This is a genomic window from Micromonospora globbae (assembly GCF_003610785.1).
GTDB classification, from domain to species: Bacteria; Actinomycetota; Actinomycetes; order Mycobacteriales; family Micromonosporaceae; genus Micromonospora; species Micromonospora globbae.
Genome location: NZ_RAQQ01000001.1, coordinates 521,256 through 535,791, shown reverse-complemented (window position 1 = coordinate 535,791; position 14,536 = coordinate 521,256). Strand labels below are relative to the sequence as shown.

The following is a 14,536-nucleotide window of genomic DNA, read 5'->3' as shown; positions in this document are numbered from 1 at the left end:
GTTAACAGTCTTACCGGAAAGGCGTCCCATGGTTGATCACGAGGTGGACACCACCGCGGGGACCGCGGTGGTCGACGCCGACGGATCCGACCGACGGGCCGCTCTCGGTGCCGCCTCCGGCGGCGTGCTCGCCCGGGTCCGCGCCGGCCTCGGCGAGCTGACCGGGGCGCTGCGCCGGGTCGCCGAGCACGTGCTGAGCGACCCGGAGAGCGCCGCCCGCTCCACGATCGTCGAGCTTGCCGAGCGGAGCGGCACCTCACCGGCGACCGTCACCCGGTTCTGCCGGGCCATGGGTTTCGAGGGGTACGCCGACCTGCGACTCGGCATCGCCGCGGAGACCGGCCGCGCCCGCTCCGCCGGCTGGACCGTCGACATCGGACGCGAGATCCAGCCCACCGACCCCCTCGCCCGGGTGCTCGACCAGATCATGGCGGCGGACACCCGCGCCATGCACGACACCGCCGCGCTGCTCGACCTCGCCGAGGTGGAGCGGGCCGCGGTGGCCATCGCGGGCGCCTCCCGGGTGAACATCTTCGGCGCCAGCGGCAGCGCCCTGGTGGGCGAGGAGATGCAGTTCAGCCTCCACCGCATCGGGGTCGCCGCGTGGGCGTGGAACGACGTCCACGAGGGACTGGCCGCCGCCGCGCTGCTGCGCCCCGGCGACGTGGCGCTCGGCATCTCGCACACCGGGCAGACGCGGGAGACCATCGAGATGCTGGCCGAGGCCGGCAGCCGCGGCGCCACCACGGTCGCCCTCACCGGCTTCCCCCGCTCGCCGCTGGCCGAACTGGCCGACATCGTCCTCGTCACCGCCAGCCAGGCCACCACCTTCCGGCCGGACGCCCTCAGCGCCCGTCACCCGCAGCTGGTCGTGCTCGACCTGCTCTACATCGCCGTGGCCCAGCGGACCCACGACCGCGCCCACGCGGCCTTCCGGCGTACCGCGCAGGCCGTGGACGGGCACAAGGCCGCGAAGGGAGCCGCCTCGTGATCAGCGCTCAGCGCTACGCGGACGCCGTCCGGCCGGTGCTCGACCGGCTGGTCGACACCCAGGCCGACGCGATCGCCCGGGCCGCCGACCTGATCGCCGCGAGCCTGCGCGCCGGCGGGGTGCTCCAGGCCTTCGGCGCCGGCCACTCCGAGGCGTTCGCCGCCGAACTGGTCGCGCGGGCCGGTGGGCTGGTCCCCAGCAACCGGCTCTCGGTCCACGACCTGGTGCTCCACGGGGACGCGCCGCGCGACGTGCTCGCGGACCCGAAGCTGGAGCGCGACCCCTCCATCGCCCACCAGATCTACGCCCTCGCGGCACCCCAGCCGCGGGACGTGTTCGTGGTGGCGTCCCAGTCCGGCATCAACGGCTCGGTCGTCGAGCTCGCGACGCTGGTCACCGGGCGCGGTCATCCGTTGATCGCGGTCACCTCGGTCGAGCACACCGCACGGGTCGCCCCGCGGCACCCGTCCGGCCGGCGGCTCGCCGACCTCGCCGACGTCGTGCTGGACAACGGCGCGCCGTACGGCGACGCACTGCTGCCGCTCGAGGGCGGCGGCGCGGTCTGTGCGGTCTCCTCGGTCACCACCGCGCTGCTGGCGCAGTTGCTGACCGCGGAGGTCGTACGACGGTTCCACCAGGCCGGGGAGGTACCCCCTATCTACCTCTCCGCCAACGTCCCCGGCGGGGACGAGCACAACCTCGCCCTCGAGTCGCGGTACGCCGGGCGCCTCCGGCGGACCGCCTGACCCGAATCTCACAAGGAGAGACGACGATGTCCGTTACCCCCGAGAACCCGGCCGAGCTGAGCCGCCGGACCGTGCTGCGCCGGGCCGCCGCGGCGGGCCTGCTCGCCACCCCCGCCGCCGGGCTGCTGAGCGCGTGCGTGGCCGGTGGCGACGACGAGCCGACCGAGCAGGCGGCCGGCGAGAAGTCCGCCGACAACCCGCTGGGCGTCAAGGAGGACGCGCCGCTGGAGGTGGTCATCTTCAACGGTGGCCTCGGCACGAAGTACGCCACCGACGTGCACATCCCGTCGTACAAGAAGAAGTTCCCGAAGGCGGAGGTGAAGTTCTCCCAGACGGAGGAGGTCGCCACCGTCCTGCAGCCCCGGTTCACCAGCAACACCCCGCCGGACATGGTCAACAACGCCGGCTCGAAGCTGATGGACCAGGGCGCGCTCGTGCAGGCCGGCCAGGTGCAGGACCTCACCGAGCTGTTCGACGCGCCGTCGCTGCACGACCCGAACACCAAGGTCAAGGACACCCTCATCCCGGGCACCGTCGAGCAGGGCACGTTCAACGGCAAGCCGTACGTGCTGAACTACGCCTTCACCGTCTTCGGCCTCTGGTACGACGCGGCGCTGTTCGAGAAGAACGGCTGGACGGCCCCCAAGACCTGGGCCGAGTTCACCGCCCTCTGCGACAAGATCAAGGCGGCCGGCATCACCCCGTACTCGTACGCCGGGGCGAACGCCTCGTACTACCAGTACCTGGTCATCCTGACCAGCGCCGCCAAGATCGGCGGGCCGGACGTGCTGAAGAACATCGACAACCTGGAGGACGGCGCCTGGCAGGCGGAGCCGGTCAAGCAGGCCGCGGCGGCCTGGGCCGAGATCGGCGCCAAGTACGGCAACAAGGCGCACCTGGGCCTCAAGCACACCGAGGTCCAGCTCCAGCAGAACCAGGGCAAGGTGGCGTTCTACCCGAGCGGGTCGTGGCTGGAGAACGAGCAGGCCAAGGACACCCCGCCCGGATTCAAGTACGCCGTCATGCCGACGCCGAGCGTCACCGCGGCCGACAAGCTGCCGCAGACCGCGATCTACGCGGCGGCCGGCGAGATGTACTTCGTCGCCTCGAAGGGGAAGAATCCCCGGGGTGGCATGGAGTACCTGCGGCACATGCTCTCGAAGGACGGCGCCCGGGGCTTCACCGAGCTCACGAAGGTGCTCACGGTGGTCAAGGGCGCGGTCGACGGCATGGAGATCTCGCCCGGTCTCACCAGCGGCAACCAGATGCTCTCGGCGGCGGGCAGCGACTACTTCGCCTACCGCTTCGACACCTGGTACAAGAAGCTCGACGACGAGTGCCGGGCCGCCACCAACGAGCTGATGTTCAACGGTGGCACCGCCGACAAGTTCTGCGAGCGCATGCAGAAGGCCGCCGACGCGGTGAAGAAGGACTCCTCCATCGAGAAGTTCAAGCGCTGAGTCGCCGGTAGGACACGAGCGGAGGCGGCAACAATGCGGCACGGCAGGTACCCGTTCATCATCGGCTTCCTGGCGATCCCGGTCGCGATCTACGTGACCTTCGTCATCGGGCCGTACGCCCAGGCGTTCTATCTCGCCACCACCAACTGGCGGGGAGTGAGCGCCAACCCGAAGTTCATCGGACTGGAGAACTTCGAGCGGCTGCTGTCCGACGACATCTTCTGGAAGGCGATCCGGCACCACGGGCTCCTGCTGCTCGCCATGCCGCTGCTCACCATCGCCATCGCGCTCTTCTTCGCCTTCATGCTCAACGTGGGCGGGGGGAGCCGGGGCGGCGTCATGACCGGGGTCTGGGGGTCGAAGTTCTACCGGGTGGTGTTCTTCTTCCCCCAGATCCTGGCCGTGGTCATCGTCGGCGTGATCTTCAGCCGGGTGTACGCCCCGGACGACAGCGGCCTGCTCAACGGCGCGCTGGGTCTGTTCGGCATCGACCCGGTGCTGTTCATGGCCAACCCGAACATCGCACTCTGGTCGATCATCGGCGTGCTCGTGTGGCAGGCGGTCGGCTTCTACGTGGTGCTCTTCTCCGCCGGCATGGCGTCGGTGCCGAAGGACATCTACGAGGCGGCCACCATCGACGGCGCGGGCCGGGCCGCCATGTTCTTCCGGGTCACGCTGCCGCTGCTCTGGGACACCCTCCAGGTGGCCTGGGTGTACCTCGGCATCGCGGCGTTCGACGCGTTCGCCATCGTGCAGGTGCTCTCCGTGGACCAGGGCGGGCCGGACGGCGCGACCACCGTGCTCGGCATGGAGATCTACCGCAACGCGTTCAGCTACTCCCAGTTCGGCTACGCGTCGGCGATGGGCGTGGCGCTGTTCTTCCTGACGATCACGTTCGCGGCGCTCACCCTGCGCGTCAGCCGGCGTGACACGATCGAGCTGTAAGGCGGGGTCCGCAGATGACCACAGAAATGGCACCGAGCGCACCGGTGGCCCCGGCCGGCACCGGGAAGGCCGGCACCAGGGCCGGCACGCCCGCCGTCCAGCGGCGCCGGGAGGTCGGCCTGCTCAGCGGCCTCGGGCACGTCGCCCTGGCGGTGTGGGCGATCCTGGTGATCGCGCCGCTGCTCTGGACCATCCTGGCCTCGTTCAAGAGCAACACCGAGATATTCCTCGGCAACCCCTTCGCGCTGCCGAAGGAGTTCAGCTTCGACAGCTTCGCGCGGGCGTGGACCGAGGCGAACGTCGGGCGGTACTTCCTCAACAGCGTCCTCGTGGTGTCGCTGAGCACGGCCGGCACCATGCTCTTCGGCGCGATGGCCGCGTACGTGCTGGCCCGGTACCCGTTCCCCGGCAACCGGGTGATCTACTACCTGTTCGTCTCGGGCCTGGCGTTCCCGGTCTTCCTCGCCCTGGTGCCGCTCTTCCTGATCGTCAACAACCTGGGGCTGCTCAACACGTACACCGGGCTGATCCTGGTCTACATCGCGTACTCCCTGCCGTTCACCGTCTTCTTCCTGGCCGCCTTCTTCAAGACGTTGCCGCAGTCGGTGGCGGAGGCCGCGATGATCGACGGTGCCTCGCACACCCGGCTCTTCTTCCAGATCATGGTGCCGATGGCCCGGCCCGGCCTGGTGAGCATCGCGATCTTCAACATCATCGGTCAGTGGAACCAGTACCTGCTGCCGGTGGCGCTCATGCAGGGCCAGGGCGCGGACGCCAAGTGGGTGCTCACCCAGGGCATCGCCAGCATCTCCACCTCGGCCGGCTACGAGGCGGACTGGGCGGCGCTCTTCGCCGCGCTGACCCTCTCCATCCTGCCGATGATCATCGTGTACGCGATCTTCCAGCGGCAGATCCAGTCCGGACTCACCTCCGGCGCCGTGAAGTGAGTCGAGGCCCCCTCTCCGCGCCCGGTGTGCGGGAGGGGGCCTCGCACGGTCAGCTCCGGGTGACCACCTCGTCGGAGGCGAGGCTCTCGGTGCGCTGCCGGATCAGGGTGCGCAGACGCTCGGCGTCGCTGGTGGCCGTCGCCGCGTCGTAGCCGTCGACGGTGGCCAGGACCGCGCCGATCGCGTCCACGGTGGCCAGCGCCGTGCCGTTCCCGTAGACCTCCTGGTAGAGGCCGCGGTAGGCGTCCTCGTACACCTGCCGGAACGTCTCGCTGGCGAGGAAGCGTTCCTTGAGCGCGTGCCCGGCCCCCTGCGGACGGTCGCCGGCCGGCCCGGCACCTCCCGGCCCGGCACCTCCCGGCCCGGCACCTCCCGGGCCGCCGTCGCGACCGGCGTCCCCGCCGGGCGGCGTGGTGTCGGCCGGCGGCTCGGCGGCCTGCTCGCCGCCGTTCGTGCCGGCGCCGGCGGGGCCCTGCGTCCCGCCGCCCCGGAAGCCACCGCCGCCGAGCCGGCCCTGATCGAGCGGGCCTTGGGCGGCGTCGCCGCTGAAGGCGAGGTTGTAGTCCCAGCCGATCACCGTGAACCTCTTCGTGCCGAGGTCGTACCAGAGGTAGTAGTTGCGGCCGGGACCGGACATGTCGTCGAAGTTCAGCATGAGGTTCTGCCAGGCCACGTACCGGGCGAAGGACGCCACATCGAGCCGGTCGGCGAGGTGTTCGTCGAACTCGGCGTCGCTCGCGGTGCCGACCCACCTGATCAGGTCGATGACCGGTTGCAGGTCCTGGCTGCCCTTCATGGTGACCTGCGCGAAGTCGTCGGCGTAGGCGGTCGGGTCGTCACCCTGGTCGGTGAACTGGCCGGTGGCCAGCGACTTGTACAGCACCCCGGGACCGTCGAAGTCCTCGGCGAAGTGCGCGTCGGGGTGCTCCACGACCAGCCGTGCGGTGGTCGGCCGGTCGTTGACGGTGAAGCTGGTGTACGCGTACTCCTGCGCCACCTCACCGGCGCCGGCCAGCAGGTCGAGGGCGAGCGCCTCGTTGAGAACGGTGGAGCCGGCGCCCATGCCGGCCACCCGCACGGCGATCTCCCGGTGCCCCTGGTAGCGGCGGCCGTCGACGTACTCGTCGAAGCGGATCAGCCAGGGCAGCGTCTCGGGCTCCTCCGCCTTGAGCGACGACCGGCCGAAGCCGCCCGGGACGCCGACCCCGCCAGGCGGTGCGCCGACCCCGCCAGCCGGTGCGCCCTGACCAGCCGGTCCATCCTGAGCGTCCGGCGCGCCCTGGCCGCCCGGCTCCGCCCGGCCCTCCGGCGCACGCCGGCCGCCCGGCCCAGCCTGGCCGCCCGGCCCGCCGGCACCCGGCCGGCTCTGGCCGTCGCGGGTCAGGCTGCGCAGCGTCGAGTTCCCCTTGAGCCGGATCCCGACGCTCGGGACGGCGGTCCCGTCGATCACCAGGTCGGCCTCGATGTACTCCTTCTCGCCCTCGTCGTAGAAGGCGTCCAGCATCCGTTGGTAGTCGGCCTCGCGGAAGACCAGTTCGATGCGGTGCGCCACCGTCTCGTCGAACAGGTCCACCGTGCCGGCGACGTCCTGGGTGACCTGGTCACCCCCGGTGCCGCTGCCGCTGGTCACGTAGGGCCGGATCCGCACCGTGCTGACGGCGACGGTGAGCACGAGCAGGAACGCGAGGCAGCCGGCCAGGAACCTCCAGTAGTGCCGGACCCGGACCGGGATCCGGTGCCTCAGCCGCATCACAGGTCCGTCTGGTCGTAGCCGGTCAGCACGGTCACCCGCTGGCCGCCCGTCCGCTCGGCCAACGCGTTGATCAACTCGCCGGGCTCGGTGCCCTTCTTCAACCGCACCGTGTACATGATCTCGGTGAGCGCCCCGCCCCGGATCGTCTCCATGCTGACCAGCTCGAACTCGCTGGTGTGGCGGATCAGCACGTCCTGGATGGACTCGGTGTGGTTGCCGGTCGGCGGCACCTGCACCTTGACGACCTGCCGTTGGACGTGTGAGGCGAACCAGTTGAACCGGTACATGAGCACGACGACCAGGCTGATCGCGACCGCCGCGACCACGGCCAGCGTGTAGAAGCGGGTGCCGCAGGCCATGCCGACGCCCATCACGAGGAAGATGAATCCGACGTCCCGGGTCTCCTTGATGGCGTTGCGGAACCGCACCACCGACAGCGCGCCGACCAGGGCGAACGCCCGCGCGATGTTCGAGCCCACCACCAGCATGATCAGCGAGATGAGCATGCCGAGGATCACCAGCGTCTGCACGTACGACTGGCTGTACGAGACGTTGCGGTGCGTGAACCGGTAGACCCAGCCGATCACGGCGCTCAACACGAAGGACAGCCCCAGGGCCAGGGCGATGTCACCGACGCTGAACGTGCCGGACAGGTCCTGCAATTCGAACGGCATGATCTCAGGCCTCACTTCTCGCGTACGGGGGGACGGCCGCGTCGGCGGCCGGTTCGTCGGTGACGTGGAAGATCGAGCGGGGCGCGCGGCCGAACGCCTCGATGCTCTGGCAGTACTTGGACATCCGGACGACGGACAGGTTCGCGCGCGCGGCCAGGTCGGTCAGCCAGTACGGCACCCGCTCATTGGCCTTGATCTCCAGCACCGAGAACGTCGCCGGGACGATGAGCCGGTTCTCGGCGTCGGCGCCGAGGTGGAAGTCACGGTCGCGGCCACGGACCCGGTGGTCGAGCGTCACCCGCAACCCGACGTCGGAGTCCCGGCCGACGAACGCCTCGCGCTGGTAGCCGGTCATCGCGACCGGTCGCAGGTCCAGACCGCAGACCAGTTCGAGGACCTCGTCGAGGAACGCCCGCTCGCCCGGGGCGTGGTCGACCATCCGCCGCCCGTCGCACAGGTCGCGGGCCAGCCGGTACGGCAGGGCGACCCGGCGTTTCTGGGTGACCCGGTTGACCCGCTGCTTGATCTCGACGTGGACCGTGCTGTCGTCGGTGACCGTCGACCGGTCCCCGTAGTGGCGGACGCGCAGCTTGCGGCGGAACCGCAGGCCCTCGATCTTCTCCCAGTAGAAGCGGAGCTGGTCGGTGTCGTAGTAGACGCTCCACACGCCGTACCCGGTGCCGCCGCCGTGGCTGTCGCGGTCCATGCGGGCGGCGAGCCGCTGCCGCAGCGCGGCCACGTCACCGGTCGGCACCAGGTACTTGATCTCGTACCGGTTGAAGGCGTGCAACCGGCTGGGCGCGCGCAAGGCGTGCCCGGCCCGGTCGTGAGCGCGGTCCGGGTCCGGCTCCCGTCCGGCGGGCGGCGCCGGGTCCGGTGACACCTCCTGATCGGGGTCGCGGGACAGGGCCCGGTGGAGCCACGTGCGCATCAGGTGCTGGCCAATCTGTGGGGGACAGGGACCAGCGAATGCAAGCAGGCGTGGCTATGGATCAGCTTTGGATTGCGGATGAACCAGCGGTGAACAGAGGCACACGGCGTGCGCCGCCGGCGGCCGGACGCGGCGCGCGGGCGGCGCGCGTCCAGGAGTGTCGGTCGGGCGAGGCAGAATCGCGTTCGTGCTGGTGGCGGTGGTGGCGGACGAGGTTGGCGGCGGTGGGGTGCTCCAGCCGCTCGACGCGTCCGGCCGTGTCGTCGGCCCGCCGGAGCCCGTGGCCGACCTCGCCGCCGCCGTGGCCGCGCGTGAGAGCGCCGAGCGCCCCCGCTGGGTCTGGGCCTCCGGGGCGGCCGTCTACCCGGCGCTGCTGCGCGCCGGCGTCCGGGTCGACCGCTGCCACGACGTGGAGCTGACCGAGGCGCTGCTCCTCGGCCACGCCGGGCGGTGGGGTGAGCCGCGGTCGCTCGCCGCCGCCTGGGCTCGGCTGACCGGAGCGCCGGTGCCCCCCGACCCGCCGCCGCGACCGGCGGCGCCTCCGGGCCTGGGCCAGGGCGCGCTGTTCGACACCCCGGCCGGGCCGCCGGGCCCCGGCATCGACGCCCTGGTCCGGGTGTACGCCGACCAGCTCGCCCGGATCACCGCCACCGCGCATCCCGGCCGCTTCCGGCTGCTGGTCGCCGCCGAGTCGGCCGGCGCGCTCATCGCCGTCGAGATGGGCGCCGCCGGGCTGCCCTGGCGGGCCGACGTGCACGACGCGATCCTCGCCGAGCTGCTCGGCGAGCCGTCTCCGGTGGGCGGGCCGCCCCGCCGCCTGGCCGAGCTGGCCGCCCGGATCGCCGACGCGTTCGGCGTACGCCAGCTGCACGCCGACTCCCCGGCCGAGCTGCTGCGCGCGTTCGCCCGGGCCGGGGTGGAGCTGCCCAACACCCGGGCCTGGGTGCTGCGCGGGGTGGATCATCCGGCCGTGCCGCTCGTGCTGGAGTACAAGGAGCTCTACCGCATCTGGACGGCGCACGGCTGGGCGTGGCGCGAGCAGTGGGTGCGTGACGGCCGCTTCCAGCCCGAGTACGTCCCCGGCGGGGTGGTCTCCGGGCGGTGGGCGACCCGGGGCGGCGGGGCGTTGCAGATTCCCAAGGTGATCCGGCGGGCCGTCGTGGCCGACCCGGGCTGGCGTCTCGTCGTCGCCGACGCCGGCCAGCTGGAGCCCCGGGTGCTCGCGGCGGTCTCCGGCGACGCCCGGCTCGCGGCGGCCGGCGGTGCCGGCGACCTCTACGCGGCGCTGGCCCAGGACGCCTTCGGCGGCGACCGGGCCCGGGCCAAGGTGGCGCTGCTCGGCGCCATGTACGGCCAGACGGGCGGGGCCGCCGTGCCGGCGCTGGCGGTGCTCAAGCGCAGCTACCCGACGGCGTTCGGCTACGTGGAGGCGGCGGCCCGCACCGGCGAGGCCGGCGGGCTGGTCCGCTCCTGGTTGGGGCGCACCTGCCCACCGAGCTCGGTCGGGTTCGCGGATCCGGGCGACGGGGCGCCGGACCCGGACGGGGCGGGCGACCCGGGAAGCACGCGGGCCCGCGCGGCCCGGGGCCGCTTCACCCGCAACTTCGTCATCCAGGCCACCGCCGCGGAGTGGGCGTCCACGCTGCTCGCCACGTTGCGCGGCGAGCTGGCCGGCACGGACGCCGAACTCGTCTTCTTCCAGCACGACGAGGTGATCGTCCACGCGCCGGCCGCGCAGGCGGCGGAGGTGGCCGCGGCGGTGAGCCGCTGCGGCGAGCGGGCGACCGCCCTGCTGTTCGGCGACACCCCGGTGCGCTTCCCGCTGGACCTGTCGATCGTCGACTGCTACGCCGACGCCTGAGGGGCACCTGGTTCCGCCGGACCGGCCCGCGACCGACGGGCGGCCCGTCAGTCGGCGACGTGCACGACGATCTTGCCGCGGCGTTTGGCCGTCTCCAGGGCCTCGTAGCCGGCGCGGGTCTCGCGCAGCGGCAGGACGCGGTCCAGCACGGCCCGCAGTCGTCCGTCGTCGACGAGTTCGGCGATGGACCGCAACGCGTCCCCGTCGGGCTCGACGACGAAGAACACCCCGCGTACGCCGTACCGGGCCGCCTCCTGCTCGTCCGGCGGAGTGGCGGTGGTGACGAGGACGCCGCCCGGCCGCAGCACCGACCAGGACCGCGACTGCGTGTCCCCGCCGACGGTGTCGACGACCACGTCCACGTCGCGGACGTGGTCCTCGAACCGGTCGTGCGCGTAGTCGATCACCTGCTCGGCGCCCAGGTCACGGACGAAGTCCAGGTCGCTGGCGGCGGCCGTGGCGCTCACCCGGGCGCCGAGGGCGGTCGCGAGCTGCACCGCGTACATCCCCACGCCGCCGGCGCCGCCCTGCACGAGCACGTGCTGGCCGGCCTGGAGGCCGGCGTGGGTCACCAGGGCCTGCCAGGCGGTCAGCGCGGACAGGGGGAGTGCCGCGGCGTGGTCGTGGTCGACGGTGACCGGTTTGGCCGCCACGACGGCCGCGGGCACGGTGACGTACTCGGCGGCCGCGGCGTCGCGGGTGAAGGGGATCAACCCGTAGACGGCCTCCCCCTCGGCGGGGCTGCGCACCCCCTCGCCGGTCGCGGCGACGACTCCGGAGAACTCGTGCGACGGGACGATCGGCGTGCGCTCGGACCCTGACCCGTCGAAGCTGTCCGTCCAGGTCGCCCCCCAGGTGAGCTCGTGGGGTGTCATGGACGCCGCCTTCACGGCCACCAGCACCTCGCCCGGCCCGGGCTCGGGCCTCGGCGCCTCCTCGTACACGAGCTGTTCCGGGCCGCCCCTGCGGTGTGCCCTCACGGCGTGCATCGTGCTCATCCCGGGTGTTGCTCCTTCCCGACCCGTACGGTCTGCCGGTGCCGACCGGTGCGCGCGTATTCCCGCGCTGGCCCCCGCTACCCCGATGATCATGAGGTCTGCGGGGCCGCCGGAGATCGAATCCGTCGCCAACCTCATGATCGACGAGGGCGGGCTCCCGGGGATGAAGCGATGCATAACAGTTGCACTCTTTTTCCCATTCGCCCCGCTACCCGCCTCGACTCGTCCTCGTTGCTCCCGATGTCCGTACGACGGAGCGGGTCGCGCCCTCGGGCCGCGGCCCGCTCCACGGTGGAGGGGGCGCAGCTGAAGCGGATCGCAGGAATGATCATCGCCGCGGGCGGGGGACGTCGCATCGGCGGCCCCGAGGCGCTGTTGCACCAGGGGGAGCGGCCCCTGGTCAACCGGATGATCGACACGATGACCGAGGCGGGCTGCGGGCAGATCGTGGTGGTGCTGGGTGCCGCGGCCGACCAGGTACGCGAGACGGCCGACCTGTCCGGGGCCACCGTGGTGGTCAACCGGGCGTGGGGGACCGGCGTGGGGTCGTCCATCCGCGCCGGCCTGGCGGCGATCGACGACGAGACCATCGAGGCGGTGGTGGTCGTACCCGTGGACATGCCGGGGCTCACCGCCACCGCTGTCCGGCGGGTCGCCGCCCTGCCGTACCCGGACGTGCTGGTCTGCGCCACCTACGACGGGCTGCGCGGCTACCCGATGCTCTTCGGCCGGCGGCACTGGGCCGGCATCGCCACCCTGGCCAGGGCCGACGTCGGTGCCCGGCCCTACCTGCTGGCGCACAAGGACCAGATCGTCGACATCGCCTGCGACTCGGTCGCCGACGGCAGCCGGGTCGACACCCCCGAACTCATGGCGCTGTACGGCCTGACCGTCCCGCCCCAGCGCGTCGGCGTCTGAGCACGCGCCGAAGACCCGCGCCCCGCCGGCGCCGGAGCGGCCGTCCCGCCGGAGCGGCCGTCCCCCCGCAAATAGGCGTACGCCCGGCGGCCGGTCCGGGCCGCCGGGCGTACGTGCGGACGTCAGTCCTGCTTGTCGAGGAAGGCGAGCGTGGTCGCCGCGAACAGCGGGGAGTCCGCGATGTCGTAGTGCGTGAGCCCCGGCAGGATGGCCAGCGCGTGGCCGCCCTTCGGCCGGTTCTCGCCGCCCCAGCCGCCGTCGCGCAGCCCGCCGTCGAGCAGCGCGAAGACCTCGACGTAGTGGCGCGGCGGGGCCATGTCGGCGTCGGCCGCGACGACCAGCGTCGGCACCTGCAGCCCGCGCACCTCCTCGGTGTAGTCGTAGTCCTTCGCCATCGCCGCGCCGATCTTGTCGAGCAGGCGGGGGAAGTCCTCGGGACGCGGCGCCACCCGCTGGTACAGCTCGTACATCGGGGTGTCCTTCATGAACTCCGCCGCCGCCGCGCCGACCTGGCCCTGCTGCGCCAGGATCTCGGCGTGGATGGCGTCGCGGCGGATGTGCGCGGACGCGGTGACGAGGCGACGCACCTTGTGCGGGTACTTCAGCGCCACCTGGAGGGCCACGCCGCCGCCGAGGGAGTAACCGACGAGATCCGGCTTCTCCAGCCCCAGGTGGTCGATGAGGGCGGCGATGTCCTCGGCCATCAGCGTGACGTCGAGCGGCCGGTCGATGTCGGCGGTGCGGCCGTGCCCCTGCAGGTCGACGAGGATGACCTGGTGGTGGTCGGCCAGGGTGGGCAGGATCGGCGCGAACATCTCGCCCGAGGCGAGGCCGCCGTGCAGCAGGACCAGCGGGTGTCCCGTGCCGTGCGTCTCGTAGTACAGGTTGATGCCGTTGACGTCGGCGTACTGGCCCGAGCCGAAGACGATGTCCGTGGCGGTCATGGTGTGCTCCTCATGTCGTCGTCCGTGGTGACACCGGTACTGACCAACCGGACCTCGCAAACTCATCGCTGTCGTCGACGAATTTTTGTCCGCCCCCTCGACTACGGTGGTCGGCGTGAGTGACGTGGCGACCAGCGCTCCCATCGAGGAGCAGCTCGAGGCGTACCGGTCCGAGCTGACCGGCTACTGCTACCGCATGCTCGGGTCGGTCTTCGAGGCCGAGGACGCCGTACAGGACACGTTCGTGCGGGCCTGGCGCGGCTTCGACCGGTTCGAGGGCCGGTCGGCCCTGCGGTCGTGGCTCTACCGGATCGCGACGAACGTGTGCCTCACCATGCTCTCCAGCGCCCAGCGGCGGGTCATGCCGATGGATCTCGGCCCGGCCGGGTCCGGCCGGGCCGCGGATCCGGGCGAGCCGCGTCCCGACGAGATCTGGGTGGGTCCGGCACCGGACAGCCGGGTGCTGCCCGAGAGCAGCGACCCGGCCGACGTGATCGCCGCCCGGGAGTCGGTCCGCCTGGCGTTCGTCGCGGCGCTGCAGCACCTGCCGCCGCGGCAGCGGGCCGTGCTGATCCTGCGTGAGGTGCTGGCCTGGTCGGCGCAGGAGGTCGCCGACCTGCTCGACACGTCGGTGGCGAGCGTCAACAGCGCCCTGCAGCGGGCCCGCACCACGCTCGCGGCCGTCGACACCGCCGCCGACGTGTACAAGCCGATGGACGAGGAGCAGAAGGCGCTGCTCGCCCGGTACGTGCGGGCCTTCGAGGCGTACGACCTCGACGCGCTCGCGACGCTCCTGCACGAGGACGTCGTCCTGTCCATGCCGCCGGTGCCGCTGTGGCTGCGCGGGCACGACGACATCCGCGCGTGGATGTCCGGCACGGGCAGCGGGTGCCGAGGGTCCCGGCTGGTGCCGGTGGTGGCCAACGGCCTGCCGGCGTTCGGCCAGTACCGGCCCAGCCTCACCGGCTCGGGCCACGACCCGTGGGCGCTGATCGTCCTGCAGGTGTCAGCCGGGCGGATCGCCGAGGTCACCAACTTCCTCGACACCGAGCGCCTGTTCCCGCTGTTCGGGCTGCCGGCCCGACTGGCCTAACGCGTCGGTCAGCCCGAGCAGCTCGACGAGCCGCAGCAGACCGGGCCCCGCGTCGCGGACGACCAGCCGCCAGCCGTGTCGTCGCGCGGTGAGGCGCAGCCGGGCGAGCGCCTCGACCGTTACCACGTCGGGCCGGTCGACGGCGCCCACCTCGCAGGCGACGACGCCCGGGGCGCGGCCCCGCAGCAGCTCGGCGAGATCGGCGCACAGGACGGGAATGTCCGCGCGGGTCACCGTCGCGCCCACGGCGAAGGGGATCGGGGAGGTCACCATTC

At 72.2% G+C, this 14,536-nt stretch carries 14 protein-coding genes; 8 read left to right on the top strand and 6 right to left on the bottom strand.

Annotated elements, in window-relative coordinates:
* Positions 1-28 precede the first annotated feature (28 nt).
* Genes D7I43_RS02335 through D7I43_RS02315 form a run of 5 tightly spaced genes read left to right on the top strand, consistent with a single transcriptional unit; the run spans position 29 to position 5,089 of the window.
* Complete coding sequence (locus D7I43_RS02335) at positions 29-991, top strand: MurR/RpiR family transcriptional regulator (RefSeq protein WP_120326649.1); 963 nt, start codon at positions 29-31, stop codon at positions 989-991.
* Positions 988-1,737: a sugar isomerase domain-containing protein gene (locus tag D7I43_RS02330; RefSeq protein ID WP_120326648.1), complete on the top strand. Its 750-nt coding sequence runs from the start codon at positions 988-990 to the stop codon at positions 1,735-1,737. Before D7I43_RS02335 ends, D7I43_RS02330 begins: the two co-directional genes overlap by 4 nt.
* 26 nt (positions 1,738-1,763) lie before the next feature.
* A complete protein-coding gene (gene ngcE / locus D7I43_RS02325; RefSeq protein ID WP_120326647.1) occupies positions 1,764-3,197 on the top strand; it encodes an N-acetylglucosamine/diacetylchitobiose ABC transporter substrate-binding protein in 1,434 nt (477 codons plus the stop codon).
* A 33-nt stretch (positions 3,198-3,230) separates the two neighbouring features.
* Positions 3,231-4,142 carry a carbohydrate ABC transporter permease gene (locus D7I43_RS02320; protein ID WP_120326646.1) on the top strand — a complete coding sequence of 304 codons (912 nt, stop codon included), beginning with the start codon at positions 3,231-3,233 and terminating at the stop codon, positions 4,140-4,142.
* A gap of 14 nt (positions 4,143-4,156) precedes the next feature.
* A complete protein-coding gene (locus D7I43_RS02315) occupies positions 4,157-5,089 on the top strand; it encodes a carbohydrate ABC transporter permease (RefSeq protein ID WP_120326645.1) in 933 nt (310 codons plus the stop codon).
* A 49-nt stretch (positions 5,090-5,138) separates the two neighbouring features.
* On the opposite strand, the gene D7I43_RS34025 is transcribed toward D7I43_RS02315, so the two are convergent.
* Genes D7I43_RS34025 through D7I43_RS02300 form a run of 3 tightly spaced genes read right to left on the bottom strand, consistent with a single transcriptional unit; the run spans position 5,139 to position 8,447 of the window.
* Entirely contained in the window at positions 5,139-6,839 is a 1,701-nt protein-coding gene (locus tag D7I43_RS34025; protein WP_120326644.1) for a CotH kinase family protein, read from the bottom strand.
* Positions 6,839-7,516 carry a DUF4956 domain-containing protein gene (locus D7I43_RS02305; protein WP_120326643.1) on the bottom strand — a complete coding sequence of 226 codons (678 nt, stop codon included), beginning with the start codon at positions 7,514-7,516 and terminating at the stop codon, positions 6,839-6,841. The genes D7I43_RS34025 and D7I43_RS02305 overlap by 1 nt, the downstream gene beginning before the upstream one ends.
* Positions 7,517-7,520: 4 nt before the next feature.
* Positions 7,521-8,447, bottom strand: a complete 927-nt coding sequence (locus D7I43_RS02300) for a polyphosphate polymerase domain-containing protein (protein ID WP_120326642.1) — start codon at positions 8,445-8,447, stop codon at positions 7,521-7,523.
* Between the two features lie 187 nt (positions 8,448-8,634).
* Between D7I43_RS02300 and D7I43_RS02295 the strand changes: the two genes are divergently transcribed.
* Complete coding sequence (locus D7I43_RS02295; protein WP_407942560.1) at positions 8,635-10,308, top strand: bifunctional 3'-5' exonuclease/DNA polymerase; 1,674 nt, start codon at positions 8,635-8,637, stop codon at positions 10,306-10,308.
* Between the two features lie 47 nt (positions 10,309-10,355).
* Here D7I43_RS02295 and D7I43_RS02290 read toward each other — a convergent pair whose 3' ends face one another.
* Positions 10,356-11,306, bottom strand: coding sequence for an NADP-dependent oxidoreductase (locus D7I43_RS02290; protein WP_204985126.1), 951 nt, complete (start codon positions 11,304-11,306; stop codon positions 10,356-10,358).
* Between the two features lie 324 nt (positions 11,307-11,630).
* Between D7I43_RS02290 and D7I43_RS02285 the strand changes: the two genes are divergently transcribed.
* On the top strand, positions 11,631-12,224 hold the full coding sequence (locus D7I43_RS02285; RefSeq protein WP_120326640.1) for a nucleotidyltransferase family protein: 594 nt from the start codon (positions 11,631-11,633) through the stop codon (positions 12,222-12,224).
* A 122-nt stretch (positions 12,225-12,346) separates the two neighbouring features.
* Here D7I43_RS02285 and D7I43_RS02280 read toward each other — a convergent pair whose 3' ends face one another.
* Positions 12,347-13,168 (bottom strand): alpha/beta fold hydrolase, encoded by an 822-nt coding sequence (locus D7I43_RS02280; protein ID WP_120326639.1) that lies wholly within the window; start codon positions 13,166-13,168, stop codon positions 12,347-12,349.
* A 115-nt stretch (positions 13,169-13,283) separates the two neighbouring features.
* On the opposite strand from D7I43_RS02280, the gene D7I43_RS02275 reads away from it, so the two are divergent.
* Entirely contained in the window at positions 13,284-14,261 is a 978-nt protein-coding gene (locus tag D7I43_RS02275) for a sigma-70 family RNA polymerase sigma factor (protein WP_120326714.1), read from the top strand.
* On the opposite strand, the gene D7I43_RS02270 is transcribed toward D7I43_RS02275, so the two are convergent.
* Positions 14,175-14,534, bottom strand: a complete 360-nt coding sequence (locus D7I43_RS02270) for an STAS domain-containing protein (RefSeq protein ID WP_120326638.1) — start codon at positions 14,532-14,534, stop codon at positions 14,175-14,177. The genes D7I43_RS02275 and D7I43_RS02270 overlap by 87 nt on opposite strands.
* Positions 14,535-14,536 lie beyond the last annotated feature (2 nt).

Excerpts from the sequence above, each read along its gene's own strand:
- D7I43_RS02285 (WP_120326640.1), top strand. The coding sequence starts at position 11,631 with ATGATCATCGCCGCGGGCGGGGGACGTCGCATCGGCGGCCCCGAGGCG.
- D7I43_RS02290 (WP_204985126.1), bottom strand. The coding sequence starts at position 11,306 with ATGAGCACGATGCACGCCGTGAGGGCACACCGCAGGGGCGGCCCGGAA.
- D7I43_RS02305 (WP_120326643.1), bottom strand. The coding sequence starts at position 7,516 with ATGCCGTTCGAATTGCAGGACCTGTCCGGCACGTTCAGCGTCGGTGAC.
- D7I43_RS02270 (WP_120326638.1), bottom strand. The coding sequence starts at position 14,534 with ATGGTGACCTCCCCGATCCCCTTCGCCGTGGGCGCGACGGTGACCCGC.
- D7I43_RS02300 (WP_120326642.1), bottom strand. The coding sequence starts at position 8,447 with ATGCGCACGTGGCTCCACCGGGCCCTGTCCCGCGACCCCGATCAGGAG.
- ngcE (WP_120326647.1), top strand. The coding sequence starts at position 1,764 with ATGTCCGTTACCCCCGAGAACCCGGCCGAGCTGAGCCGCCGGACCGTG.
- D7I43_RS02335 (WP_120326649.1), top strand. The coding sequence starts at position 29 with ATGGTTGATCACGAGGTGGACACCACCGCGGGGACCGCGGTGGTCGAC.
- D7I43_RS02320 (WP_120326646.1), top strand. The coding sequence starts at position 3,231 with ATGCGGCACGGCAGGTACCCGTTCATCATCGGCTTCCTGGCGATCCCG.
- D7I43_RS34025 (WP_120326644.1), bottom strand. The coding sequence starts at position 6,839 with ATGCGGCTGAGGCACCGGATCCCGGTCCGGGTCCGGCACTACTGGAGG.
- D7I43_RS02280 (WP_120326639.1), bottom strand. The coding sequence starts at position 13,168 with ATGACCGCCACGGACATCGTCTTCGGCTCGGGCCAGTACGCCGACGTC.
- D7I43_RS02315 (WP_120326645.1), top strand. The coding sequence starts at position 4,157 with ATGACCACAGAAATGGCACCGAGCGCACCGGTGGCCCCGGCCGGCACC.